Origin of the sequence: Xenorhabdus budapestensis (genome assembly GCF_002632465.1) — a bacterium.
Lineage (GTDB): Bacteria > Pseudomonadota > Gammaproteobacteria > Enterobacterales > Enterobacteriaceae > Xenorhabdus > Xenorhabdus budapestensis.
On record NZ_NIBS01000006.1, the window covers coordinates 71,185 to 96,446 of the forward strand.

The 25,262-nt window shown below is 41.3% G+C and carries 22 protein-coding genes and 1 other annotated feature; of the genes, 15 read left to right on the forward strand and 7 right to left on the reverse strand.

Annotation, left to right across the window (positions count from 1 at the left end; all coding sequences use genetic code 11):
* Window positions 1-17: 17 nt before the first annotated feature.
* Window positions 18-278 carry an HPr family phosphocarrier protein gene (locus Xbud_RS07910; protein ID WP_099135558.1) on the forward strand — a complete coding sequence of 87 codons (261 nt, stop codon included), beginning with the start codon at window positions 18-20 and terminating at the stop codon, window positions 276-278.
* Between the two features lie 37 nt (window positions 279-315).
* Window positions 316-702 (forward strand): cytidine deaminase family protein, encoded by a 387-nt coding sequence (locus Xbud_RS07915; RefSeq protein WP_211283502.1) that lies wholly within the window; start codon window positions 316-318, stop codon window positions 700-702.
* A 93-nt stretch (window positions 703-795) separates the two neighbouring features.
* Here Xbud_RS07915 and exbD read toward each other — a convergent pair whose 3' ends face one another.
* On the reverse strand, window positions 796-1,221 hold the full coding sequence (gene exbD, locus Xbud_RS07920) for a TonB system transport protein ExbD (protein ID WP_099135559.1): 426 nt from the start codon (window positions 1,219-1,221) through the stop codon (window positions 796-798).
* Between the two features lie 6 nt (window positions 1,222-1,227).
* Complete coding sequence (gene exbB, locus Xbud_RS07925) at window positions 1,228-2,259, reverse strand: tonB-system energizer ExbB (RefSeq protein WP_099135560.1); 1,032 nt, start codon at window positions 2,257-2,259, stop codon at window positions 1,228-1,230.
* A 390-nt stretch (window positions 2,260-2,649) separates the two neighbouring features.
* Here exbB and metC point away from each other — a divergent pair, with 390 nt between their 5' ends.
* The 4 genes from metC to Xbud_RS07945 all read left to right on the forward strand — a co-directional run bounded on the left by metC (window position 2,650) and on the right by Xbud_RS07945 (window position 6,607).
* Complete coding sequence (metC, locus tag Xbud_RS07930) at window positions 2,650-3,864, forward strand: cystathionine beta-lyase (protein ID WP_099135561.1); 1,215 nt, start codon at window positions 2,650-2,652, stop codon at window positions 3,862-3,864.
* 263 nt (window positions 3,865-4,127) lie between these two features.
* Window positions 4,128-4,799: a DedA family protein gene (locus Xbud_RS07935; protein WP_099135562.1), complete on the forward strand. Its 672-nt coding sequence runs from the start codon at window positions 4,128-4,130 to the stop codon at window positions 4,797-4,799.
* 301 nt (window positions 4,800-5,100) lie between these two features.
* Window positions 5,101-5,946, forward strand: a complete 846-nt coding sequence (gene dkgA / locus Xbud_RS07940; RefSeq protein WP_099135563.1) for a 2,5-didehydrogluconate reductase DkgA — start codon at window positions 5,101-5,103, stop codon at window positions 5,944-5,946.
* A gap of 304 nt (window positions 5,947-6,250) precedes the next feature.
* Window positions 6,251-6,607 (forward strand): putative signal transducing protein, encoded by a 357-nt coding sequence (locus Xbud_RS07945; protein ID WP_244589882.1) that lies wholly within the window; start codon window positions 6,251-6,253, stop codon window positions 6,605-6,607.
* A gap of 638 nt (window positions 6,608-7,245) precedes the next feature.
* On the opposite strand, the gene Xbud_RS07955 is transcribed toward Xbud_RS07945, so the two are convergent.
* A complete protein-coding gene (locus Xbud_RS07955; RefSeq protein WP_099135566.1) occupies window positions 7,246-7,902 on the reverse strand; it encodes a YtjB family periplasmic protein in 657 nt (218 codons plus the stop codon).
* A gap of 117 nt (window positions 7,903-8,019) precedes the next feature.
* Here Xbud_RS07955 and serB point away from each other — a divergent pair, with 117 nt between their 5' ends.
* The 4 genes from serB (at window position 8,020) to Xbud_RS07975 (ending at window position 13,520) form a co-directional block, all read left to right on the forward strand.
* On the forward strand, window positions 8,020-8,997 hold the full coding sequence (gene serB, locus Xbud_RS07960; RefSeq protein ID WP_099135567.1) for a phosphoserine phosphatase: 978 nt from the start codon (window positions 8,020-8,022) through the stop codon (window positions 8,995-8,997).
* Window positions 8,998-9,042: 45 nt separating this feature from the next.
* On the forward strand, window positions 9,043-10,431 hold the full coding sequence (radA, locus tag Xbud_RS07965; RefSeq protein WP_099135568.1) for a DNA repair protein RadA: 1,389 nt from the start codon (window positions 9,043-9,045) through the stop codon (window positions 10,429-10,431).
* Between the two features lie 382 nt (window positions 10,432-10,813).
* A complete protein-coding gene (nadR, locus tag Xbud_RS07970; RefSeq protein WP_099135569.1) occupies window positions 10,814-12,040 on the forward strand; it encodes a multifunctional transcriptional regulator/nicotinamide-nucleotide adenylyltransferase/ribosylnicotinamide kinase NadR in 1,227 nt (408 codons plus the stop codon).
* Window positions 12,041-12,791: 751 nt separating this feature from the next.
* Complete coding sequence (locus tag Xbud_RS07975; RefSeq protein WP_099135570.1) at window positions 12,792-13,520, forward strand: ATP-binding cassette domain-containing protein; 729 nt, start codon at window positions 12,792-12,794, stop codon at window positions 13,518-13,520.
* 69 nt (window positions 13,521-13,589) lie between these two features.
* On the opposite strand, the gene ettA is transcribed toward Xbud_RS07975, so the two are convergent.
* Window positions 13,590-15,257, reverse strand: a complete 1,668-nt coding sequence (gene ettA / locus Xbud_RS07980) for an energy-dependent translational throttle protein EttA (protein WP_099135571.1) — start codon at window positions 15,255-15,257, stop codon at window positions 13,590-13,592.
* 223 nt (window positions 15,258-15,480) lie between these two features.
* Here ettA and sltY point away from each other — a divergent pair, with 223 nt between their 5' ends.
* On the forward strand, window positions 15,481-17,397 hold the full coding sequence (sltY, locus tag Xbud_RS07985; protein ID WP_099135653.1) for a murein transglycosylase: 1,917 nt from the start codon (window positions 15,481-15,483) through the stop codon (window positions 17,395-17,397).
* A 56-nt stretch (window positions 17,398-17,453) separates the two neighbouring features.
* Entirely contained in the window at window positions 17,454-17,774 is a 321-nt protein-coding gene (gene trpR, locus Xbud_RS07990; RefSeq protein WP_086954245.1) for a trp operon repressor, read from the forward strand.
* Window positions 17,775-17,883: 109 nt separating this feature from the next.
* Here the strand turns inward: trpR and yjjX are convergent, their stop codons facing one another.
* Window positions 17,884-18,417: an inosine/xanthosine triphosphatase gene (yjjX, locus tag Xbud_RS07995; RefSeq protein ID WP_099135572.1), complete on the reverse strand. Its 534-nt coding sequence runs from the start codon at window positions 18,415-18,417 to the stop codon at window positions 17,884-17,886.
* Between the two features lie 55 nt (window positions 18,418-18,472).
* On the opposite strand from yjjX, the gene gpmB reads away from it, so the two are divergent.
* Window positions 18,473-19,120, forward strand: coding sequence for a 2,3-diphosphoglycerate-dependent phosphoglycerate mutase GpmB (gene gpmB / locus Xbud_RS08000; RefSeq protein ID WP_099135573.1), 648 nt, complete (start codon window positions 18,473-18,475; stop codon window positions 19,118-19,120).
* Here the strand turns inward: gpmB and robA are convergent.
* Window positions 19,117-19,998: an MDR efflux pump AcrAB transcriptional activator RobA gene (gene robA / locus Xbud_RS08005; RefSeq protein ID WP_099135574.1), complete on the reverse strand. Its 882-nt coding sequence runs from the start codon at window positions 19,996-19,998 to the stop codon at window positions 19,117-19,119. The two genes, gpmB and robA, sit on opposite strands and share 4 nt — an antisense overlap.
* A 597-nt stretch (window positions 19,999-20,595) precedes the next feature.
* On the opposite strand from robA, the gene creA reads away from it, so the two are divergent.
* A complete protein-coding gene (creA, locus tag Xbud_RS08010) occupies window positions 20,596-21,072 on the forward strand; it encodes a protein CreA (protein WP_099135575.1) in 477 nt (158 codons plus the stop codon).
* Window positions 21,073-21,230: 158 nt separating this feature from the next.
* Here the strand turns inward: creA and arcA are convergent, their stop codons facing one another.
* Window positions 21,231-21,947 (reverse strand): two-component system response regulator ArcA, encoded by a 717-nt coding sequence (gene arcA / locus Xbud_RS08015; protein WP_099135576.1) that lies wholly within the window; start codon window positions 21,945-21,947, stop codon window positions 21,231-21,233.
* A 700-nt stretch (window positions 21,948-22,647) separates the two neighbouring features.
* Window positions 22,648-22,764, forward strand: a sequence feature (Thr leader region).
* Window positions 22,765-22,800: 36 nt separating this feature from the next.
* Between arcA and thrA the strand changes: the two genes are divergently transcribed.
* Window positions 22,801-25,260 (forward strand): bifunctional aspartate kinase/homoserine dehydrogenase I, encoded by a 2,460-nt coding sequence (gene thrA, locus Xbud_RS08020; RefSeq protein WP_099135577.1) that lies wholly within the window; start codon window positions 22,801-22,803, stop codon window positions 25,258-25,260.
* Window positions 25,261-25,262 lie beyond the last annotated feature (2 nt).

The window sequence follows — 25,262 nt, forward strand, 5'->3', positions numbered from 1 at the left end:
TCTTTTTAGGTAAATTTATGATCGAATATTCCGTAATAGTCACAGCCCCTTCGGGGCTGCATACCCGGCCTTCTGCCCAACTTTGTAATTTAGCCAAAACTTACAATGGCACGATAGAAATTATCAGGGGAGATAAAAGTGCCAATTTAAAAAGCATGTTCAAAATTATGTCAATGGGAATAAAAAATGGCATGGAAGTCACTATTCGGGTTGAAGGAGAAAATGAAGAGGAAATGGCACAATCAGTTGTGGATCTTATTCGTAATATTAAAGAGTAAGTTCTATATCTTATAGATTGCCTATTGGGAGTACCTTATGATCTCTTTTGATGAAATGGAAAATATTGCACATCAACTTATTTCCCCGACACAATTAAATAAATATATTAAATATGGTCATGTAGCTGCGGTTATTCAGTGTGAATCCGGGCATATTTATACCGGTATTAATATTGACACCGCCTGTTCAATGGGATTTTGTGCAGAGCATGGTGCCATTGCAGATATGATAAAACATAGAGAAAACCGAATAATGAAAGTTATCGCGGTTAATAAATATAGGAATATTATTCCTCCTTGTGGTCGATGTCGGGAGTTTATCAGTCAGATCAATAGAGAAAATATCCATGCTGAAGTGAAAATTAACCAAGAGTTGGTTTTATCACTTGGTGAGTTACTGCCGTTTGATTGGAAAAACGTGTAGAGTGTTTTATTATTATTTTGTGTCCAATAGAAACTGCCCGATTTGATTATTCGGGCAGTTTCTATTATTCAGATAAATTAACCACTGATAACGTTATTTAGCCTCTACCGCTTCCATTCCGACCAGACCAACTTTCAGATAGCCAGCCTTACGCAAAGAATCCATCACGCTCATTAACGTTTCATAATCCACGGTTTTATCCGCCTGGAAGAAAATCGTGGTTTCTTTATTGGATTGGGTTGTTTGATCCAGTACCGAAGACAGCGTGTCACGCTCAACCAGCTGATCACCAACATATAGCTGATGATTTGCTTTTACCGTCAGAAAGACCGGTTTCTCTGGTCGGGGTTGTGGTTTGGCTGACGATGCCGGTAAATCGACTTTGATATCAACTGTTGCCAGTGGTGCTGCCACCATGAAGATGATCAACAGTACCAACATCACATCAATAAATGGCGTGACGTTAATCTCGTGTAATTCACCGTTATCGTCCAAATTCTCATTAAGACGTATTGCCATAATTGATTACCTTGCTTCTGCTTTTTCAGTTTTTCTGTCAGCCAAATCAAGATCACGACCAAGCAACAACATTGCCTGTGCCGCCATATCACCTACTTGTCCACGGTATGATGAAATCACACGGGCAAAAACGTTATAGATAACTACCGCCGGAATTGCAGCTACCAAACCCAATGCTGTCGCCAAGAGTGCTTCTGCAATACCCGGAGCAACAACCGCCAGGTTAGTGGTTTGTGAATGCGCGATACCAATGAAGCTGTTCATGATCCCCCAGACAGTACCAAACAGGCCGACAAACGGTGAAATAGCGCCAATAGTCGCCAGATAACCGTTTCCACGCCCCATATAACGGCTGATTGCCGCAACAGCGCGCTCCATGCGGAATGAGGTACGCTCTTTGGTTCCATCTTTGTCATTGCTTTCAGCAGATAAGTTGCGTTCAGACTGTGCTTCGTTCAATAACAGGCGGCTGATACTATTCTTACCGAAATCAGTGGCAATTTTCACGGCTGCATCCAGATTAGCAGCGTCAGCCAATGCCAGTTGCTCTCTGCGTAAACGGCGACGAGCCATTAATAATTCGCTTCCTTTGGAGAAGAAAAGTGCCCATGTAATAACAGAAGCAATCACCAAACCTACCATGACGCTTTTTACCACGACATCCGCATTCTGATACATACCCCAAACAGAAAGATCCGTTGCAAAACCACTGGACAAGTTTTCAGATCTTTCCACAGCCGTTGATTCCGCTGCGCCTGTTTCTGTTATTTCAGTGAACTCGGTAGTTACTGTTTGCTGTTCAGCTGTCACTGACGCATCCATTTTCTGAGCTTCACCTTGCTGTGTATCTGCTTTCGCCGTTCCTGCTTGCGGAGCCGCAGAAGATATCGATGTTGCCGGAGCCGCTACCTGAATGGCCGCCTGATTTTCTGGCGCAGCAACCGCTGTTGTTGGTACGGTATTAGCTGGTACGGTATTAGCCCACGCTGAACCTGTTAACCCGAGTGCCAATAGAATAGAAGCTGTCAAATTACGCATCAGTTAGCCTTACTCTCTTTTTTATAGATTCTGTTACTTAGCAATGAATCGCGTATACTCATCTTGCTAATCCTAATATATCCTGAGCCATAGCTCGCTTTTCCACCTGATAAGGTTCCGTTTAACCCTATTTCATGCTTTTCATCACGTGAGGGAAAAGTCCATTCCAAATGATATCAGACATTGAGCGATTTGATAGTAATTATCATTACTATTTAATAAAAAAGTGGTAATGAAAAGGGGCGATTTCACTACAACCATCTTTTTTCACTATCACTAATCACCTTGAATTTTCGTCACGTTGCAAGAATCCCTTTGTAAAAAACGTGACAGATCTTTTAACTTGCAATGATTATTTGAGTAATCAACGTTAATTGAGGGGGAAATCATATGGCAGAAGAAAAGAAACTGGAGACCAAACTGGTTGATATCGGAAGAAAGCACAAATTCACGCTTAATGCTGTCAATCCCATTATCCAACGAACCTCATCCGTCATTTTCGAAACTGTTGAAGATCTGAGGCATGCCATAAAACATCGTGCTAACGGTGAACTATTCTATGGACGTCGTGGCACATTGACGCATTTTGCTTTTCAGGAAGCAATGGCAGAACTGGAAGGTGGCGTGGGGTGTGCACTGTATCCATCCGGTACAGCCGCTATTACCAACAGCATTCTGTCATTTGTAGAGACAGGGGATCATATTTTAGTAGCAGGTACAGCCTATGAGCCGACGCAAGAGTTTTGTAATCACGTTCTCAAAAAGCTGAATATTTCCACCGATTACTTTGACCCAATGATCGGAAAAGAGATTGCCACACTCATTCAACCAAATACAAAGGTCATCTTTCTAGAATCCCCCGGCTCCCTCACGATGGAGGTTCAGGATGTCCCTGCTATCGTGCAGGCTGCCCGGCAGATTAATCCTGAAATTGTCATTATGATCGATAATACATGGGCTGCCGGTATTCTCTTCAAAGCATTGGATTTTGGCGTCGATATTTCTATTCAATCCGCCACAAAATATATCATCGGCCATTCGGATGGCATGCTGGGTACGGCTGTCGCCAATAAGCGCTGTTGGGATCAATTGCGGGAAAATTCTTATTTGATGGGACAAATTGCTGACCCCGATACGGTTTATTTCGCAACCCGTGGATTACATACGCTGGCTGTCCGCTTAAAACAACATGAAGAAAGCAGCCTTGAAATTGCTAAGTGGCTATCCCAACGGCCTGAAGTCGCTGAGGTTTATCACCCCGCGCTACCTTCTTGTCCCGGACATCACTACTTTCAACGTGACTTCACTGGCTCCAGCGGGCTGTTCTCTTTCCTCCTGAATATTAACCTGACTTCCACTCAACTTTCTGATTATTTTGATAATTTACAACATTTTAAAATGGCGTTTTCTTGGGGAGGATTTGAATCGTTAATTTTGGGCATCTCACCTGAATCACTCGCGACTTTACGCCACTATCATTTCCCCAAACATTACCATTTCCCCAAAAAAGAAAGAACGTTAATCCGTGTACATATCGGACTCGAAAATCTCCAGGATTTGATTGCTGACTTGGATGCCGCTTTTACCCGCATTGCTATGCGTTAACATAAATTACTTGGCGTTAGCATAAATAACTTGATACATAACGATCGTCCCCCTGAATGGCTATCTTTCCACTACAGATGGCCACTGTTTTCTTTCCTTATCTTCAATTGATTCTCTTCATGCCAGATCAAATCAACTCCTCTACCACAATTTTGCGGTACACTGGGACACATGTGCTTATTTGATACTTTTTGCTGTTGTTCAAAAACGGTTGTTCAGAAACGGTTATGTAAAGGTATCGTGCAGAAATTACAGGATAAATAATGGAAACGTTAAGCGGGATCGTGCATGCACTTTGGCAGCATGATTTTACCCAACTCGCCAATCCCGATGTCATCTGGATTATTTATGGTGTTATCTTCGTCACGCTGGTGTTAGAAAACGGTTTGTTACCCGCCGCATTTTTGCCCGGAGATACTCTTCTGGTTCTTGCTGGTGCGTTAATCGCTAAAGGTGTTATGGGGTTCTTTCCAACCATCATTTTACTGACTATTGCAGCAAGCCTCGGATGTTGGTTAGGTTATTTGCAAGGACGTTGGTTAGGCCATACCCGGATCGTCAAGAACTGGTTGGCTCAACTTCCTCTACAGTACCGCCAACGTGCCAATATTTTATTTACCAAACATGGCCTGGCGGCGTTGCTCATCGGGCGTTTTCTCGCCTTTGTCCGTACTCTCCTGCCAACTTTTGCAGGTATTTCTGGACTGAATAATAAACGCTTTCAATTTTTTAATTGGTTAAGTGGCTTCTTATGGGTCATCATAATCGTGAGTTTTGGCTATATCTTGAATCAAATCCCTTTTGTCAAAGCACATCAGGATTTGGTCATGAATATTTTGATGATCTTGCCTGTCATTCTGTTGATCAGCGGTCTTACCGCATCTCTATTGATGTATTGGCGTCACAAAAAAGCATCATCAAGAAAACGTAAATGAATATATTGGTTATTCACCGCTATTTCAAAACCCTTTTTTTTCTCTGGTTATTAACTTCTCAATCCAAAAGTTAAATCATTAGAGTCCGCTCCGACAGGTATCATGATTGTCAATGATTTGAATTCTGACCAAATTTTGACAAAAAAGTTAAGTAACCTTGAATCGAGTGGACTCTGTTACTGCAATAAACCGATATAGACAAGCGATAGCATGTTAGGTGAACACCAGAACATTATGCTTGCTGCCAGTAAGCTAATTTACGAAGTGTCCATCTGATATGCCAAATCTGAAGGAGGTAAGAATGGGTCAGCAGACAATAATTAAACTCGTTGATGGGAACCTCATGCCACAATTAGGGCTTGGGGTTTGGCAAGCGAGTAATGAGCAAGTTGTTAACGCTATCCACACCGCATTGGAAGTAGGCTATCGTTCTATTGACACTGCGGCAATTTATCACAATGAAAAAGGCGTAGGGAAAGCATTACAAGAAAGCAATATTCCACGGGAAGAGATTTTTATCACAACCAAACTGTGGAACGATCGCCATCAGGATGCACAAATTGCATTGCAAGAAAGTCTGGATCAGCTAAAACTGGATTACGTCGATCTGTTCCTGATTCACTGGCCCGTGCCCCAGCAAGATAAGTATGTTGAAACATGGAAACAATTCATTGAATTGAAAGAATCGGGACTGGTGCGCAGTATTGGTGTATGTAATTTTCACATTGAACATTTACAGAAATTAATATCAGAAACAGGTGTCGCACCTGTAATCAATCAAATCGAACTGCATCCACTGATGCAACAGCGACAACTTCATTCATGGAATGCCACCCACCATATTACAACTGAATCCTGGAGCCCATTGTCTCGTGGTGGAAAAGGCGTTTTTAATCACCCAATAGTTGAAAGTCTGGCTGCTAAATATGAAAAAACACCGGCTCAAATTGTTATTCGCTGGCATCTTGACTCTGGCATGATTGCTATTCCCAAATCAGTAACACCTCACCGTATTAAAGAAAATTTTGCCGTTTTTGATTTCAAATTAGAGAAAGAAGATCTGGCTACCATGGCTGGGTTGGATATAGGTAAACGTCTCGGCCCCAATCCCGATACTTATAATCTGACTGTGCTCAATTTAGGATAGTACTCATATAAAATCTTAATGATAATCCATCTCAATAAACTGAAAAATCATGCCTGAATTCTGCTCTCTACAGAGTTCAGGCAGTTTAAATAAAAAGTTTTTAATTAATGACTTTCTGTGATAGGTTTTCGTTTATTAAACTACGGTTTAAAATCTATTTGTATAAGTTAGTGTTTACATCTGATATTAAATTATACTTTAACTATACTCAGTAGATTTGGTTATTTAATTGATAATGTATCTAATTGATAAACCATATGATTGAGAGGTGCTTATGTGGAACATATCTCCGCAAAGAGGACATATGCAGTTCTTAGCTAATTTCATGTCACCTATAGAGGCTAATATTATCCTTGGCAGAATGTTATCTGAGGGTATCCGTGCAAGAATAATCGATGAAGGCGTAGTATGGAATAATTATATGTATTCCCATGCATTTGGAGGAGTAAAGCTACTGGTACATCGTTCTGACCGGAAACGTGCTGAAGAAATACTTTCCAAGATTGACGATAACAAATATTTATTAGATGAAAAAAAACCTGACCTTGAAACTCCTGTTTTAACATCATCAAAACGTCCACTTTCTGTATTAGTAAATTCCTTTTTGGTTATATTATTATTTTTGATAATTGGTATTGCATTACCATTACAATTTAATTAATAGTTATCAAAAAAGAGTTAAATACAAAATAGCCCTGTATAATCATCTGCTACATCAATAATTAAAAAACCAATCAAACTTATAAGAAATATAAATAATAACCATGTTTACTATCTATATACAAACCACGATCTACTCTTGTTTCATTGCTTTAAATAACAGAAAAATAAACTGATCAGCGAAAATGTTATTTATAGTGATAATCGTCATAAATATTTTCATGGTGAAATTTAAAATAGCATCAGGGTAAATGATAATGACTTACATAATAATTTCTCTATTAATGTTGATTCCTTTTTTCTTTATAGTAAGACGATTCCTCTTATCAACTCATGTCCACTACAATGTTTTCGGAATTATACTAACGATATTAGCTATCTCTTTTCATATGTATGTTTTCCGTTTTGGGCATCCTCCGCTTGTTCATTCGGAACTTCCACATCATTCCATCATTTTTTATGGCTCCGTCGCAGCAGCACTATTACATTGTCTGATCTATTCCATCTGCTTCAAGCTGTATTATGATGATAAGGATTTTTATGATGATCACTAAAAACAGTGCCACCCTGGGTCATTTTGATCAGGCAGCACCATCCCCTTCACCCCAAATTATTTTCTGTTTTGGTAACCAACCCGGTTTAACGGGTGGAATTATCTATTTTGTCTTCTTCATCCGATGATTTGGTATTAGCTGTCAGTAAATAAGGTGATTGCTGCCAACGGCTGGGAGCAAGCTGTAGTAAGTTATGAGCAAGAATAAATCCAATCGCCAACGCTAACAGCAGCATAACCCTGAGCAAATTAGTCGTGTTATCTACTTGCTTGGCTTCTGTTGCTAATCTGTGGGTATCCAGCGTCAAACGGAGAAAACCTTTAGGTTTATTTTTACCCGGTATGGGCACAACAATTTGTTGGTTAAAATAACTGCCTGCTTTTTTACCATCCAAAGATAACCGCTCACGAACAGAGACAAGTTCACCACTTCGTGCAACCTGTGTTCCATTTTCCAGATAAACGCTGGCATCCAGGATGCGGCTTTTATTAGTCAGATAATTCAGATTGTCCATAATCTTCTTATTATTAAGATCTTTGCTGCCATTATCCATATAATCAGACAGACTGAATGCAACCTGTTTTGCCAGCGTCTTGGCTAAATCTTCAAACTGATCTATATGGGCTTGTTGCTGTGAACGGCTAAAATAAGAAACACCCTGCATCAGCAATACCAACAGTGCTATACATATTAAAATAATTGCCGTCTTGTGCAGTCGAAATTTCAGTTTTGCTTTACTCATAATTATCTCACCCCCAAACTCGTAACATTCCATGTTGCCAGATACAGTAGTGATAGGATAGTTTGAAAAGTATTTTTTACCTGCCAAAATTACATGGAATTACAGGAGCCGATATTCATGTCTAACAATCTGGCCTATCGTTACTTACCCGATGAAGTCCATAAATGGCCGGGATTACCGTTATCCCTCAGTGGGGATGAAGTTATGCCACTGGATTACCGAGCTGGAGACAGTGGTTGGTTACTATATGGTCGCAATTTGGATAAACAACGCATCAGTGATTTTCAGCATCGTCTGGGAGCCGCCATTGTTGTCGTTTCTTCATGGCGCATTGATGACTATCAAGTTGTTCGCATCGCGGGAAGTCTTTCTCCACGCATAAAACGATTAGCAGATGAATGTCATCTGGATGTTGTTCCATTGGGACAAATCCCTCGCTTACGTTCGCCAGGGTTGTTAGTCATGGATATGGACTCAACCGCCATTCAGATTGAATGTATTGATGAAATCGCACGACTGGCTGGTGTTGGTGACAAAGTCGCTGAGATTACAGAACGGGCAATGCAGGGAGAATTAGATTTCTCAGAAAGCTTACACCAGCGAGTTGCCCAACTGGCTGGCGCTGATGCCGCTATATTACAGCAAGTCATGGATACACTTCCTCTCATGCCGGGTTTGACCAGCCTTGTCCGCAAACTACAATCTCTGGACTGGCATGTCGCCATTGCATCTGGAGGCTTTACCTTCTTTGCCGATAATCTTCGCCAACAATTACGCCTTTTTGCCGCAGTTGCCAATCAGCTCGAAATAAAAAATGGCAAATTGACAGGCAAAATCAAAGGGCCAATTGTTGACGCAAAATATAAAGCAACCACGTTGCTACGGCTGGCAAAAGAGTTGAATATTCCACTCAGCCAAACTGTGGCAATCGGGGATGGTGCCAACGATTTGAAAATGATCCGCAAGGCAGGGCTGGGAATTGCCTATCATGCGAAACCGAAAGTATATACACACGCTAAGGTGGGTATTCGTCATGCGGATTTGATGGGTGTTTTGTGTATTTTGAGCGGCGGCTTAAAACACGAAGAGCGTTAAAGTCATTTTCTAGCTGTCCAGAGCAGTCATATCAGGGAGTATACAGTGGCAAAAGCAGCAAAACGGGCGTTCGTCTGTAACGAATGTGGGGCGGATTATCCCCGCTGGCAGGGGCAATGCACTGCATGTCAGGCATGGAATACCATTACAGAAGTGCGTTTGGCCGCAACTTCATCTTCTTCTCGCAATGATCGTTTCAGCGGTTATGCGGGAGATGCCGGAGTCAGTAAAGTACAAAAACTTTCCGAAATCAGTTTGGAAGAGCTACCTCGTTTTTCCACCGGGTTTAAAGAGTTTGACCGTGTACTCGGCGGTGGAGTCGTACCCGGGAGTGCTATTTTGATAGGTGGTAACCCGGGCGCAGGCAAAAGTACCCTATTACTGCAAACCATGTGTCAACTATCTGAGCAGATGAAAACCTTATATGTAACGGGTGAAGAATCGTTGCAGCAAGTGGCAATGAGGGCCCATCGGCTAGGATTGCCGACGGATAAACTGAACATGTTGTCTGAAACAAGCATTGAACAGATTTGTCTGATTGCCGAACAGGAACAACCTAAACTAATGGTTATTGATTCTATTCAAGTTATGCACATGGCAGATATCCAATCTTCACCCGGCAGTGTGGCACAAGTCAGGGAAACGGCGGCTTACCTGACTCGATTTGCTAAAACCCGCGGTGTTGTGATCATCATGGTTGGCCATGTGACAAAAGATGGTTCTCTGGCTGGCCCGAAAGTGTTGGAACACTGTATAGACTGTTCAGTGATGTTGGATGGTGAAGCCGATTCTCGTTTCCGTACTCTCCGCAGTCATAAAAACCGTTTCGGTGCAGTCAATGAATTGGGGGTATTCGCTATGACCGAACAGGGATTGCGGGAAGTGAATAATCCCTCCGCCATCTTCTTGAGCCGTGGTGATGAGATCACCTCAGGCAGCTCCGTTATGATTGTCTGGGAAGGCACTCGTCCCTTACTGGTGGAAATTCAGGCTTTGGTTGATCACTCCATGATGTCGAATCCTCGTCGGGTAGCCGTGGGGCTTGAGCAAAATCGTCTGGCAATTCTGTTGGCGATATTACACAAGCATGGTGGTTTGCAAATGGCGGATCAGGATGTCTTCGTTAATGTGGTCGGTGGGGTAAAAGTCACTGAAACCAGCGCTGACCTTGCATTACTGCTCTCTTTGGTTTCCAGCTTTCGTGATCGTCCTTTGCCCCGTGATTTAGTGGTATTCGGTGAGGTTGGGCTGGCCGGGGAAATTCGCCCTGTGCCCAGTGGTCAGGAGCGTATTTCAGAAGCTGCCAAACACGGTTTTAAACGGGCAATTGTGCCTTATGCTAATATGCCGAAAAAAGCATTACCGGGAATGAAAGCCTTTGGGGTCAAAAAACTGACAGATGCTTTATCTGTTCTTGATGAACTGGACGATTAATCATGAATGATACATCGTGGATGTTATATTGTGGTTAGTACCTTGATTAGCAAACGGCAAGGCGATTATATATTTCATACACTTTAATTATCTGAAGTATCACTTTTTATGTTATCGCCTGCTCTCACTCATATGAGGAAACAGGCGATATCATTTTCATTTAATTTAATAACCATCTATTTACTTAATTCCGCGATTTAGCTAAAAGTTTAATTATTACTAATTTTATTCTATCAATAATGGTAACTATTAAATTTTAACTTCCATCAATATTTAACATTGTAGTATTTACTTCTAATAACCCAATGACCAACAAACTTTGCTTTTACCTTTCACAGTGAGCATGTTATTTTGTTTAGCATACTAAACAAAGGGGATGTGTATGGGACAGTTTGACTATTTAAAAGAGGCAATCAAACAGGCGAATCACACACTACAGCAAGTCGCTGATGCAAGTGGTATGACAAAAGGCTACTTAAGCCAACTTATTAACGGCAAGATAAAAAGTCCGAGCGCACAGAAATTAGCATCTCTTCATCAACATTTAGGATTGGCGTACCCTATGGAAAAGAAAACTATCGGTGTCGTGTTTGGTAAATTTTACCCGTTACATACTGGACATATTTATTTGATCCAACGAGCATCCAGCCAAGTCGATGAATTGCACGTCATTCTCTGTTATGACGAATTACGGGATCGGGAGCTGTTTATCAATAGTTCAATGTCTCAACAGCCTACTGTCAGTGACCGCCTGAGATGGCTGTTACAAACGTTTAAATATCAAAAAAATATCCACATCCATGCTTTTGATGAACAAGGTATGGAGCCCTATCCACACGGTTGGGAAGCCTGGAGCCAGAGTACGAAACGGTTCATGGTCACAAAAGGCATCAATCCTGACTATATCTATTCCAGCGAAGCACAAGATGTCTCACGCTATAAAGCGCATTTTGGCATTGAAACTATCCTTATCGACCCACAACGCTCATTCATGAATATCAGTGGAAGTCAGATACGACAGGCTCCTTTCCACTATTGGGAATATATTCCGACAGAAGTGAAGCCGTTTTTTGTGCGTACTGTCGCTATCCTTGGTGGTGAATCAAGTGGGAAATCTACGTTGGTAAACAAACTGGCGAATATGTTTAACACGACGAGCGCGTGGGAGTATGGGCGTGAGTATGTATTTTCCCATTTAGGGGGAGATGAGATGGCTCTACAATACTCCGATTACGATAAAATAGCTTTAGGTCACGCACAATACATTGACTTTTCAGTAAAATATGCCAACAAAGTCGCCTTTATTGATACTGACTTTGTCACAACACAGGCATTTTGCAAACGCTACGAAGGGAAAGAACATCCCTTTGTTCAGGCAATGATTGATGAATATCGATTTGATCTGGTCATTCTCTTAGAAAATAACACTCCCTGGGTGGCGGATGGACTGAGAAGTCTGGGCAATGAACAAGAGCGTAAAGAGTTTCAGCAATTGCTTAAAAGCTTATTGAAAAAAAATAACATTGATTATGTATGTGTTAACTCACCTGATTATGATCAGCGTTTTCTTCGCTGTGTTGAACTTGTTCAGGAAATGTTAATGGCATAACGCATTTTTATATCAATAGATTTCAAGTAGCCGCAATGGTAAATAAAGCAGATAAATAAGCGCAAATAACCAGGCGGCAACTTGAAAGATTAGGGTATATATACTAATAGCCTGAATGGTTACTATTATAATGATTAATTAAGATGATTTATTTTCTATAGTAATTTTTGTTATTTCATGTTTTATTCTAAAACACTCTATAATTAAATATTTCATTGTGTTATTTTTTCATCAGTAACAAAATAAATTGTGATAATAATATTTTTTGATGCTTAGGTTTTACTGTTTAGGCTTGAATTGTCGAGAAATAAGTCATTTAATTAACGGACCTATTGATTTATCTATATAAAATTCATTTATTATCAACAAAAACCACATAATTTCCGTGTGATTTTTATTAAGGATGGAGGTGATGTAAAAAATATTAGCCTTTTGACATGAGTAAAATGACTTTTTTCCTTATTATAAAATTGGAATAAAAACAGAATAATTTATACCTTTTTATTTATGTTATCTTCTTCTCAGTAATAGCGGATATCATTAACATTTGACTCTAAGACTAAGAAATATCTCATTTATTATATAATAATTGTAAATAATAATTGACATAAGTTTAGTATTGTCGAGATATTTCATGCGTGAACTATTTAAATTCTTACAATGTCTTATTGATATTAATAAGCCGCCAATAAATTTAGATAACATATTTAAGGAAAAAGCTTTAACTTTTTAACCTAATTGTGTTGAGAATATGAACTTAAATCAATTTAAATCGATTGAAGTTATCAATATTTCATATGGTCTAACTGATAATACAGTTAATTATGAAATGATTTCAGACATCACATTTTCTATTATACCAGGTGAAATTACTTTGATAACAGGGCCGAAGACATCAACCAACAGCATATTGTTATCGATTGCTTCGGGTATGTTACAACCAGATCAAGGAGATGTATTAATCAATAATAACAAACTAAAACTAATGAGTGATTCCGAATTAGGTCAGTTTCATTCGAAAAATAGTGGGTTTATTTTTCAGGGTTTTAATTTATCCAGTGAGCTTACGCTGTTAGATAACTTGTTATTATCCAACTCTTACGGATTATCTCTTTCCCAAGAGCAAGCAGTAAGAATTGCACAGAAGTCGTTAGATATTGTGAAATTAAGTGACAAGAGCCGTTACTATCCAGGAGAGCTTTCTGAAAACGAAAGACAACGAGCTGCTATGGCAAAAGCACTCGTAAGAAGACCTGAGTATCTATTTGCAGATGAACCAACTAGTCACTTAAACCATCAGGAATTAAAGATGTTTGTTGATATCTTTAAATTTATCGCACATGAGCAGAAAGGCACAGTAGTGATCTCCTCTCAAGATAAACGCCTGATTCAGTACGCTGATAGTATGATTACTCTAGAAAGAGGTAAAGTCATTAAGACTTATGAATCCTTACAAGAGCAAAGAGTTATGGTGTCATAACTGTGTGTTTCCTTAAAAGAACGAAAACGGCCTGATATCAGGCCGTTTCTTATCTTAACTAATTAAATCTTATTTACTGATTTTCTTATACTTAATGCGATGAGGCTCCAACGCTTCAGCGCCCAGTGTCCGCTTCTTGTAGTCTTCGTATTCGCTGAAGTTTCCTTCAAAGAAACTCACCTTACCTTCATCTTGATAATCAATGATGTGTGTTGCGATACGGTCAAGGAACCAACGATCATGAGAAATAACCATCGCACAACCTGGGAATTCCAACAGAGCATTTTCCAGTGCGCGCAGAGTTTCGATATCCAGGTCATTGGTTGGTTCGTCCAGCAACAACATATTACCGCCCACTTGCAGAAGTTTCGCCAGATGCAAACGGCCACGCTCACCACCGGACAATTCACCAACGCTCTTCCCTTGATCCACGCCTTTAAAGTTAAAGCGGCCTACATAGGCACGGCTTGGGATCTCAAAGCTACCGATGCGCATAATATCCTGCCCGCCGGACACTTCTTCCCATACCGTCTTCTTGTCATCCATGTTATCGCGGAACTGATCAACGGAAGCCAATTTCACAGTCTCACCCAAAGTGATTGAGCCGGAATCCGGTTGTTCCTGACCAGACAACATACGGAACAGGGTTGATTTACCCGCACCGTTCGGGCCGATAATCCCGACAATAGCACCTTTTGGTAGAGAAAAACTCAGGTTATCAATCAGAACTCGATCACCATAAGATTTAGTCAAGTTACTCACTTCCAGTACCTTGTCCCCCATCCTTGGCCCAGGCGGAATGAACAACTCACTGGTTTCGTTACGCTTTTGGTACTCAACGTTATTGAGTTCTTCAAAGCGAGCCAGACGAGCCTTACCTTTGGCCTGACGCCCTTTCGGATTCTGGCGAACCCATTCCAATTCTTTCTCAATGGATTTACGACGGGCAGCTTCTGTTGCGGCTTCTTGTGCCAGACGAGCATCTTTCTGCTCCAGCCACGAAGAATAGTTACCTTCCCATGGAATACCTTCGCCACGGTCAAGCTCCAAGATCCAGCCCGCAACGTTATCGAGGAAGTAACGGTCGTGGGTAATAGCAACGACTGTACCTTCATAATCGTGCAGGAAGCGCTCCAGCCATGCTACAGATTCAGCATCAAGGTGGTTGGTCGGTTCGTCAAGCAACAGCATATCCGGTTTTTCCAGCAACAGGCGGCAAATCGCAACGCGGCGACGTTCCCCCCCGGACAGGTGCTCAATTTTAGCATCCCATGCTGGCAAACGCAGAGCGTCAGCCGCTCGTTCAAGTTGGTTATCCAGATTATGACCGTCATGAGACTGGATAATCGCTTCCAGTTCGCCTTGTTCTTTAGCCAGTTTGTCAAAATCCGCATCTGGATCAGCATAAGCGGCATAAACTTCATCAAGGCGTGTCAGTGCATTTTTAACTTCGCTGACTGCTTCTTCCACCGCTTCACGAACGGTATGTTCAGGATTGAGTTTAGGCTCTTGCGGCAAATAGCCAATTTTGATGCCCGGTTGTGGACGCGCTTCCCCCTCAATATCTTTATCGATCCCTGCCATGATACGCAGTAAGGTCGATTTACCAGCACCATTCAGGCCAAGAACACCGATTTTTGCTCCAGGGAAAAAACTCAAGGAAATATTTTTCAGAATATGCCTTTTCGGGGGAACAATTTTTCCAACCCGGTGCATACTATAAACATATTGAGCCAAAGTAATGTACCTTTTTGATAATTAAGGAAATATTTAATATTTGTTTACGCTTGTGGGGCTTGGATAGGGTATTTTACCCTAAATTTAGCTGATCGTGTTGCTACCTGTTTAGCATTATGGTCAATTACGTTCATCGTTGTGATAAATCACATCAATATTATTATAATTAAAACAATTTATATTTCGTTCACTATCGGTCAATCTTCTGGAGGAGTATGTGACTATAAGTAAATGGCAGCATTTTATAATGACTGTTAGTCTGGCTTCTATTGTTGGAATGGCGCATGCTGACTCTCTGGAAGCTCAACGAGAGCGCTATCAGGCAATAAAATTCGCATGGGATGCGAAAAATATGGCAGAAGTTGATCGGTTGATGCCAACATTAAAGGATTACCCTCTGTATCCTTACCTTGAGTATCGTCAATTAGTTCATAACCTGAAAATTATTTCTCCCCAACAAGTTCGTCACTTCATTACTGCTCACCCGACCCTGCCACCCACTCATTCCCTGTCATCCCGATATATCAGCTCTCTGGCAAATGACGGAGATTGGTATGGTATTCTGGCATTCAGTCCTAATGCACCCAATACCATGGCAGCACGTTGTAATTATTACTTTGCTAAGTGGGTAGTAGGAAATCAGAAAACCGCCTGGAAAGGCGCTAAGGAAATTTGGTTACGTGACAACTCATTACCCGATGATTGCGATAATTTGTTGAATGTCTGGGAACGCTCCGGGCATTTATCCGTAAATTTAATATTGCAGCGTATCAAGTTAGCAGTAGAGGGGAATAATACAACCCTCGCGAGTTATCTTATCAAGCGCCTGCCCTTGAATTATCGCAGCTTGAGAACTCATTTACTGAAATTGCAAAGTGATCCAACGTCTGTTGAACACTTTGCCAGGACAATAAGACCGACTGATTTCACCCGTTCTATGATCATCAATGCTTTTTCTCATTTTGCCCGTAAAGATGCTGAGCAAGCCAGACTCAGTCTCTCCTCCATTGCACGGGCGCAAAAAATGAATGACCAGGAAAGACAGAGATTAAAAGACATCGTGGCATGGCAATTAATGGGTGATATTACTCCAGAGCAAGCAAAATGGCGGGATAGTACAATACGAGGCTCACACTCCAGCGCCCTGATTGAACGCCGTGCTCGTTTGGCGCTACAGAATGCCGATGAAAAAGGGCTGGCGGAATGGTTAAGCTTGTTACCTAAAAATGTCCTGCAAAAAGATGAATGGCAATATTGGCGTGCGATTGTCCTGTTGAATACAGATAAGAAAAAGGAAGGGGACGCCATATTACGTAAGTTGATGGAGCATCGTGGTTTCTACCCCATGGTAGCAGCGCAGAAATTACATATGCCCTATCCTCTGGTTATCAATAAGTCAGAAAGACCTGATACTTCCATTGCGAAGTTACCACAGATTAAGCGGATCCGTGAATTAATGTATTGGCATATGGGTGATCTGGCCCGCTCAGAATGGATCAATTTAGTTTCTTCACGAAACAGCACCAAGCAAGAACAACTGGCTCGTTATGCTTTTGAACAGAATTGGCCTGCGATGAGTGTTCAGGCGACGATCGTCGGCAAGATGTGGGATCATCTTGAAGAACGTTTTCCTTTAGCATGGCAAAACGAATTTGCTCATTTCACTTCAGATAAAAGTATTTCACAAAGTTATGCAATGGCTATTGCGCGACAGGAAAGCGCATGGGACCCACAAGCGCGATCTTCAAAAGGAGCGAGCGGATTAATGCAACTGATGCCCAAAACGGCAGAACATACAGCAAAGAGCCAAAAAATTGATGGCTATGTCAGCAGCAACCAATTAATGAACCCGACCATGAATATCAAAATTGGAACCGCATATCTGGAATCGATTTACCAAAGTCTTGGTAATAACCGTATTCTCGCCAGTGCTGCCTATAACGCAGGCCCCAGAAATGTCGAACGTTGGTTAACCAATAGTGCGGGAAACATTGATGCTATCGCTTTTATTGAAAGCATCCCTTTTTCTGAAACACGCTCTTATGTCAAAAATGTGCTGGCTTATGATGTGTTCTACCATAATTTTATGGGCAAACTATCTAATGTGTTGACTGATGCTGAATGGCAAAGACGTTACTAATTTCAAATCCAATTGTGATATGATTTTGTACTAGTTAAATAGTATGGCTATAGATTATGACACAAAATCATTTGATTGACCCAGCACTTTCCCCAGAAGATGGCGATGACTGGCTTGCTTTTGTCGAGTTATTACAAACGGCATTTGAACAAAATTTGCAACATCAAATTTTACAGTTATTATTGACACCCGATGAACGCACGGCATTATCAACCAGAGTTCGAATTATTCAAGAGTTGATGCGTGGGCAAATGAGTCAACGTGAACTCAAAAACGAACTTAGTGTTGGGATTGCAACAATCACTCGTGGCTCAAATAGCTTGAAATCGGCGCCAGCCCACGTCAAAGAGTGGTTGGAGACGCAGTTATTGAAGTAAATCAGTTGTGATAATAGCTGTTCTGACAATATCTGTTTTGGCCGTGGCAGTTAAATAATCAATAACAGAGGCCATATCATTATGGCCTCCAGCAGTTATGCTATTGTCATTAAGATTGATTGTTCAACTCTTTATAAATTTCATGATGGATAGGAACGAGAGCCAGTATCAGTGCCTGATGGTAAACACTAGTGCGAGTCAAGATGCCATTGGTGAAAAAACCAATTGCTCCACCTTTCTGTTTGATGTTATCAACGCCGGTCAGATAAGCCATTTCGTGACCAAGCTCACGTCCTTCACGAATGCCTTCCAGTACCTTTTCAGGCAGCATCAGACTGGCAGAACGCGATTCACCCCGGATTTGCTTATACTCAATAACCATCCAGGCAAAAGTCATGTCATCTTCGATTCCGGCTTCAACACCGACCCAAAAATCGGCTTCCGGCCTAACCTGACGAGCAGCCATAACCCGATGACGAGCACCAGTACGAGTTTCGGTATTACCAATTGGCTGTTGAGGGACACTACTGTCTACATTGACATCTTCTATACGGTATGTTCCCGGGCCAAAAACATCATCAAATGCAAGGCTAATCGCTTTTATTTTCGCAGGGTTAGTTGTTGCAGCAATAACATGATACATAATAAATAAGTAATCCTTTGAACTATTTCATGATGCAGTATAACGGAAAATAACTATGTTACAGGTATATCTTGTTCGTCATGGCGAAACAGAATGGAACGTGGCTCATCGTATTCAAGGGCAATCTGACAGCCCATTGACTGAAATTGGGCGGCGTCAGGCACTCTTGGTAGCACAAAGAGTACAGTCAGAGAGCATTACACATGTTATCACTAGTGACCTTGGTCGGACACGCGAAACCGCAGAAATTATTGCAAAAGCCTGTGGCTGTGAGGTGATATTAGAACCGCGCTTGCGGGAAATAAACATGGGCATTCTGGAAAACCGTGAGCTGAGTTCCCTGACACAAGAAGAAGAGTCCTGGCGCAAAAGTCTTGTTGATGGAACACCAAACGGACGGATACCAGAAGGTGAATCAATGAATGAGGTATGCAGTCGTATGCGTGCAGCACTGGAAAGCTGTCTTGACCTGCCAACTGGAAGTCGCCCTCTGCTGGTGAGTCATGGCATGGCATTAGTCAGTCTGATTTTTTCTATTTTGGGATTACCAGCCAACTCTGAACGTCGCCTGCGGCTGAGGAACTGCTCTATCTCAAGGGTGGATTATCAAGATAGCCCATGGCTGGCTTCTGGTTGGATTGTTGAAACTGCGGGCGATATCACACATCTCAATATGCCCGCATTAGATGAACTACAAGGCTAACGCTGAATTGGGATGAGGTACTCAAACTCCACAACATGGCTTTGAGACTCATCCTCCAATTTCTTCCTTTCAAGATTAGTAAGATAGTATCGCTCAACATCGTATCCTTTCCTGCGAGTGATATTCAGTCGGGGTAAACAAACAGTATAGATATTGAAGAGAAACTCATCGAGCTGATCTTCTTTACCAAAATAACTGAATGAAATGTACTCCCCTCCGGGCAAAACAACCGGCTGACTATCTTTGGTATCAAAAGTCGCATATTCCGGATCTATTGCAGTGGTATAAAAAACCGTCTGTTCATCTTCATGATCCGTACTGATAGTGGAATGATATAATCCATACAATTTAGGAGGTAAAATTTCAGCATGTTGCAGATAGAAAACCCAAAAGTTATTGCGCATCTCTGTACAGGCTTTCGACCATTGTTCCAGTGTATAGGAGCAGGTATGCTCAGTACCGATAAGTAACTTATCTTCCAACGTCACAAACTTATGTTCAGGTAACGGTTTGTTATCCAACATAATCGGAGGACAAATCCCGGTAGCACACCACTCTTCACTTCGGCGATAAGAAGCCGGTGTCCGGTTAAATTGTTTTTTGAAAGCTCTGGTAAAAGTTTGTTGAGAATCAAAACGATATTGCAGAGCGATGTCCAGAATGGGGCGACCGGTTACGCGCAATGCAATGGCAGCCTTGGACAACCGCCTGGCACGAATGTAGGAACCAATAGCCTGTCCCGTAACATCTTTAAACATGCGCTGTAAGTGCCACTTGGAATAACCTGATTTTGCTGCAACATTATCAAGGGATAGTGGACGATCCAGATTATTATCCAACCAATGCAGCAGATCTCGAATGATGTTGGTTTGATCCATACATCTCCCTAATTCATCAAGACAAAAAGAAAACCGTACAACCTTAAGATAACTAAATGTTTTAAAAATTTTCAGAATGAAAATGTTAAACAGTAACTACCCTCAGCAGTTATTTTCATTGCAATTCCTAAATTGACAAACATTCTTCCTGACATAATAAAGCAGAATATTGTGATACGATCACAACAGATAAAACCTAACATCAAATTAAACAAGACAAATCTTGGAATAAGCTAATGGTAAATCTGATCATTTGTCAAGCTTACCTTTAGGATCCCATTACCAATGATGGTTGGAAAAATTATTAAATAATTTGCCTCTATCAATTTATATTGATGGGTGATAAACAACAGTTATACACCATGACATTTTCTATAAAGAAAGCTGTTTTGCACGTCTTTGAGAAAGTATGGGCATCCGTAAAAGCAGATTTAAAACCCACTCTTTACTCGTTTTGAATGTATATTCAGCTATAATGCCATGTTTTTCTTTATAGATACATTAACTTTGAAAATGCCTTTGCAAAAGCCATTGATTCGCATTATATGTCAATGATAGATATTTTCACCGTGTTTATTTAATTAAAGTGGACTAAATATGGTAACAATTAAGAAAATAGTGATTGCTGTTGCCCTACTCTGTTTTCCGGTGATCCTGCACGCCGAAGAAATCGGATCTGTTGATACCGTGTTCAAATTTTTTGGGCCAGATAACAAAATAGTGATAGAGGCCTTTGATGATCCCGACGTTAAAAATGTAACTTGCTATTTAAGCAGAGCTAAAACGGGTGGAATTAAAGGCGGTTTAGGATTAGCAGAAGATACTTCTGATGCAGCGATCTCCTGCCAGCAGGTTGGGCCTATCGAACTGGCAGATAAGATCCTTAAATCACCGAAGAAAGGACAAGTCGTTTTCCAGAAAAGAACATCTCTGGTATTTAAAAAACTTCAGGTTGTCCGTTTCTACGATCCAAAACGTAATACACTGATCTACTTAACCTATTCCGACAAAGTCATTGATGGTTCACCTAAAAATGCCATCAGCGCCGTACCGATTATGCCGTGGAAAGAGTAGAACAACCAACGAAACCGCAACCTAAAAAAAGAATAGTTATTAAAAAGCCCTGAACTTCCTTAAGTATTCAGGGCTTTTTTATTGATATTATATTTTTATAAAAAAATAAATTAAAAATATAATAAATCAAAAAACAATAAATAACGGGAACGAATTGATTAATCTTCCAAGTCGCCACAGAAACGATAGCCTTCACCATGAATGGTGGCAATAATTTCTGGGGTATCCGGTGTCGATTCGAAATGTTTACGAATACGACGAATGGTGACATCAACAGTACGATCATGTGGCTTCAGTTCACGACCGGTCATTTTTTTCAACAGCTCTGCACGAGTCTGAATTTTTCCCGGATTCTCGCAGAAGTGGAGCATCGCACGAAATTCACTGCGTGGCAGCTTATAGTGATCTCCCATTGGGTTTACCAGAGAACGGCTATTGATATCCAATTCCCAACCATTGAACTTATAACTTTCAACTTGACGACGTTCTTCACCAGAATGGCTCAGATTCATAGTACGGGAAAGCAGGTTCCGCGCACGAATAGTTAACTCCCGCGGGTTGAAAGGCTTGGTGATGTAGTCATCAGCACCAATTTCAAGCCCAAGTATCTTATCCACCTCATTATCACGCCCAGTTAAGAACATCAGGGCGACATTTGCCTGCTCACGTAATTCACGGGCAAGAAGCAGCCCATTTTTGCCTGGCAGATTGATATCCATAATCACTAAGTTGATATCGTTGTCTGACAAAATATTGTGCATTTCTGAGCCATCATTGGCTTCATAAACAACATACCCTTCGGCTTCAAAAATACTCTTCAGAGTATTGCGTGTGACAATTTCGTCTTCAACAATCAAAATATGCGGGGTTTGCATGGTTGCTACCTAAAATCGCTAAAAAAACAGAACCTGTATGACATAATCTACTATTATTAATAGAAAAAACCTATTCTCGCTCTGGATCACAGAAAACGCAGCTCATGTCTAAAAAATGTTGTTGATATGTTTTACGCTAAAAGCATTTGTTGCTTCTCTCTGAGGGTACATACCCGGAAAACCCATCTCAGCAGGGGCTATATTAGTCTATTAACAGCAATATAACAGCTAGTAATGCATTTACCCTCTAAAAAAACCAACTTTTGTTGATACATATCAAAATCAATTGTAGCACGTCAACATTATTTGTAATTGTTAATTTAAAATTAACAATTTTGTTATTTATTTGAAAATTTTATGTTAATAACTTGCTATATTGCCTCTAATGCTTAGAGAGATCAACCCAACACTTAAATGTTAAAATTAACGCGTTTTATCATAAAGACGAAATAATTACAAAATATGTTTTTTTATAAAATTAAATGCTAATAAAAATATTCCAAACCAGATAATGGCTCAGTTATCGAATCATATTTTGAATGATTACAGCACAGAAAATGATGCCTTTTCCTTGATGATTTTAAAAATCATTTGACTTCAACCACAGTTTCCTTTAACCAATAGAGGGCGAACAGAATAAAAAGACAGACAGGAAACCATGCGCTACATCAACCCGAAAAATACAATCACTGCAAACACAGTTACTGCTAAAACAATCGCTACGATTACCACCGGAACCACAAATTACGGTGCGGGCTGACGCGTACAAATAAAATAGTAAAAAGCCCGTATCCCACAAGATACGGGCTTTTTTTTGACGTTTTTTTAACAAAAAGTCAGGAGAGAAATACCAATGCGAGTACTAAAATTTGGGGGCACTTCAGTCGCAAACTACCAGCGCGTACTGAGTGTGGCTGATATCGCTGAAAGTGAACTATCCCTTGGGCAAGTCGCCCTGGTTCTTTCTGCACCCGCAAAAATTACAAACCATTTGGTAGCGATGATAACCAAAACGGTTGCAGGACAAGACATTGTTTCCAATATGAGCGATACCACCCAAATCTTTACTGATTTGCTATCGGGATTAAAAGAACATCAGCCAAATTTCGATTATGAACATCTGAAAGGTGTTATGGAGCGTGAGCTTGCTAATCTAAAACAAACCCTGCATGGTATTTCTCTATTAAAGCAGTGCCCAGACAGCATTAATGCAGCCCTGATTTGCTGTGGTGAAAAATTATCCATTGCTGTTATGTCCGCTGTACTACAGGCTCGCGGACATCAAGTATTTGTTATCGATCCAGTTAAAAGCCTTCTTGCTCACGGGCACTATCTCGAATCCACTGTTGATATCCACGAATCCACCAAGCGTATTGCAGCACTGAACATTCCTGCTGACCATATTATTCTGATGGCAGGCTTCACTGCCGGTAATGATAGTGGTGAATTGGTTGTTCTTGGGCGTAATGGTTCCGATTATTCGGCCGCAGTGCTGGCAGCATGCTTACGTGCGGATTGCTGTGAAATCTGGACTGACGTAGATGGTGTTTATACCTGTGACCCCCGGTCTGTCTCTGATGCCCGTCTATTGAAAAGCCTGTCCTATCAGGAAGCGATGGAACTTTCCTATTTTGGAGCCAAAGTTCTTCATCCCCGCACTATTGCGCCTATCGCTCAATTCCAAATCCCTTGCCTGATTAAAAATACCGCCAACCCTAATGCGGCAGGAACATTCATTGGTGAAGGGCAAAAAGACGAAAGGATGCTTATCAAGGGCATCACTAACCTGAACCATATGGCAATGATCAACGTTTCAGGCCCCGGCATGAAAGGTATGGTCGGCATGGCAGCAAGAGTATTTGCCGTTATGTCCCGCTCAGGCATTTCTGTTGTACTGATTACACAGTCTTCATCGGAATACAGCATCAGTTTCTGTGTACCGCAAAAAGAGTTGAACAGAGCACAAAAAGCACTGACAGAAGAATTTTATCTGGAATTGAAAGATGGAGTGCTTGATCCCATTGATGTGATAGATAACCTCGCCATCATTTCTGTGGTTGGTGATGGAATGCGTACACAACGTGGCATCTCTGCCCGTTTCTTCTCAGCATTGACCCGTGCCAATATTAACATCATCGCCCTTGCTCAAGGTTCATCGGAACGCTCCATCTCCGCAGTCATTGACAATGATGCTGCGACAACAGCGGTTCGTCTCTGTCACCAAATGCTGTTTAATACTGCTCAAATGGTTGAAGTGTTTGTTGTCGGTGTGGGTGGTGTGGGCAGCGCATTGATTGAGCAAATCCGCCGCCAACAATCATGGCTGAAACAAAAACATATTGATCTCCGCGTATGCGGTATTGCCAACTCGCGGGCTATGCTAACAGATATGCAGGGCATCAGTTTAGATAACTGGCAACAGGCTCTATCAGAAGCCAGTGAGCCTTTCAGCCTGAGCCGGTTGATCCGCCTCGAAAAAGAGTATCATCTCCTGAATCCGGTGATTGTGGACTGTACATCAAATCAATCCATCGCCGAACAATATGCCAGCTTCCTGAGCGATGGCTTCAACGTTGTCACACCGAATAAAAAAGCCAATACACTTTCAATGGCCTACTACCGTGAAATCCGTCAGGCTGCTGAAAAGTCGAAGCGCAAGTTCCTGTATGACACCAACGTAGGCGCGGGATTGCCTGTCATCGAAAATTTACAGAATCTGCTGAATGCCGGGGATGAGTTAGTTCAGTTCAACGGTATCCTGTCAGGCTCTCTGTCTTATATTTTCGGTATGTTGGATGAAGGTATGACACTTTCGCAAGCAACGTTGCTGGCAAAAGAAAAAGGCTTTACGGAACCCGATCCACGAGACGATCTCTCAGGTATGGATGTTGCGCGTAAACTATTAATTCTGGCCCGTGAATCTGGCTATGAACTGGAGTTGGAAGATATTCACGTCGAGCCCGTTTTACCGGCATCATTTGATGCCAGTAGTAATATCAGCAATTTCCTGCAACGTTTACCACAACTGGATCTGGAATTTAATCGTCGGGTTGCAGATGCCACAGAGCAAGAAAAAGTGTTGCGCTATGTTGGCATTATTGAACAAGGCCGTTGTATGGTGAAAATTGCCGCAGTCGATGGCAATAATCCACTTTATAAAGTCAAAAATGGCGAAAACGCCCTGGCTTTTTATACCCGTTATTATCAACCAATCCCATTGGTGCTACGTGGCTACGGTGCAGGGAATGATGTAACGGCAGCAGGCGTTTTTGCTGATATATTACGCACTCTGTCATGGAAATTGGGGGTTTAATG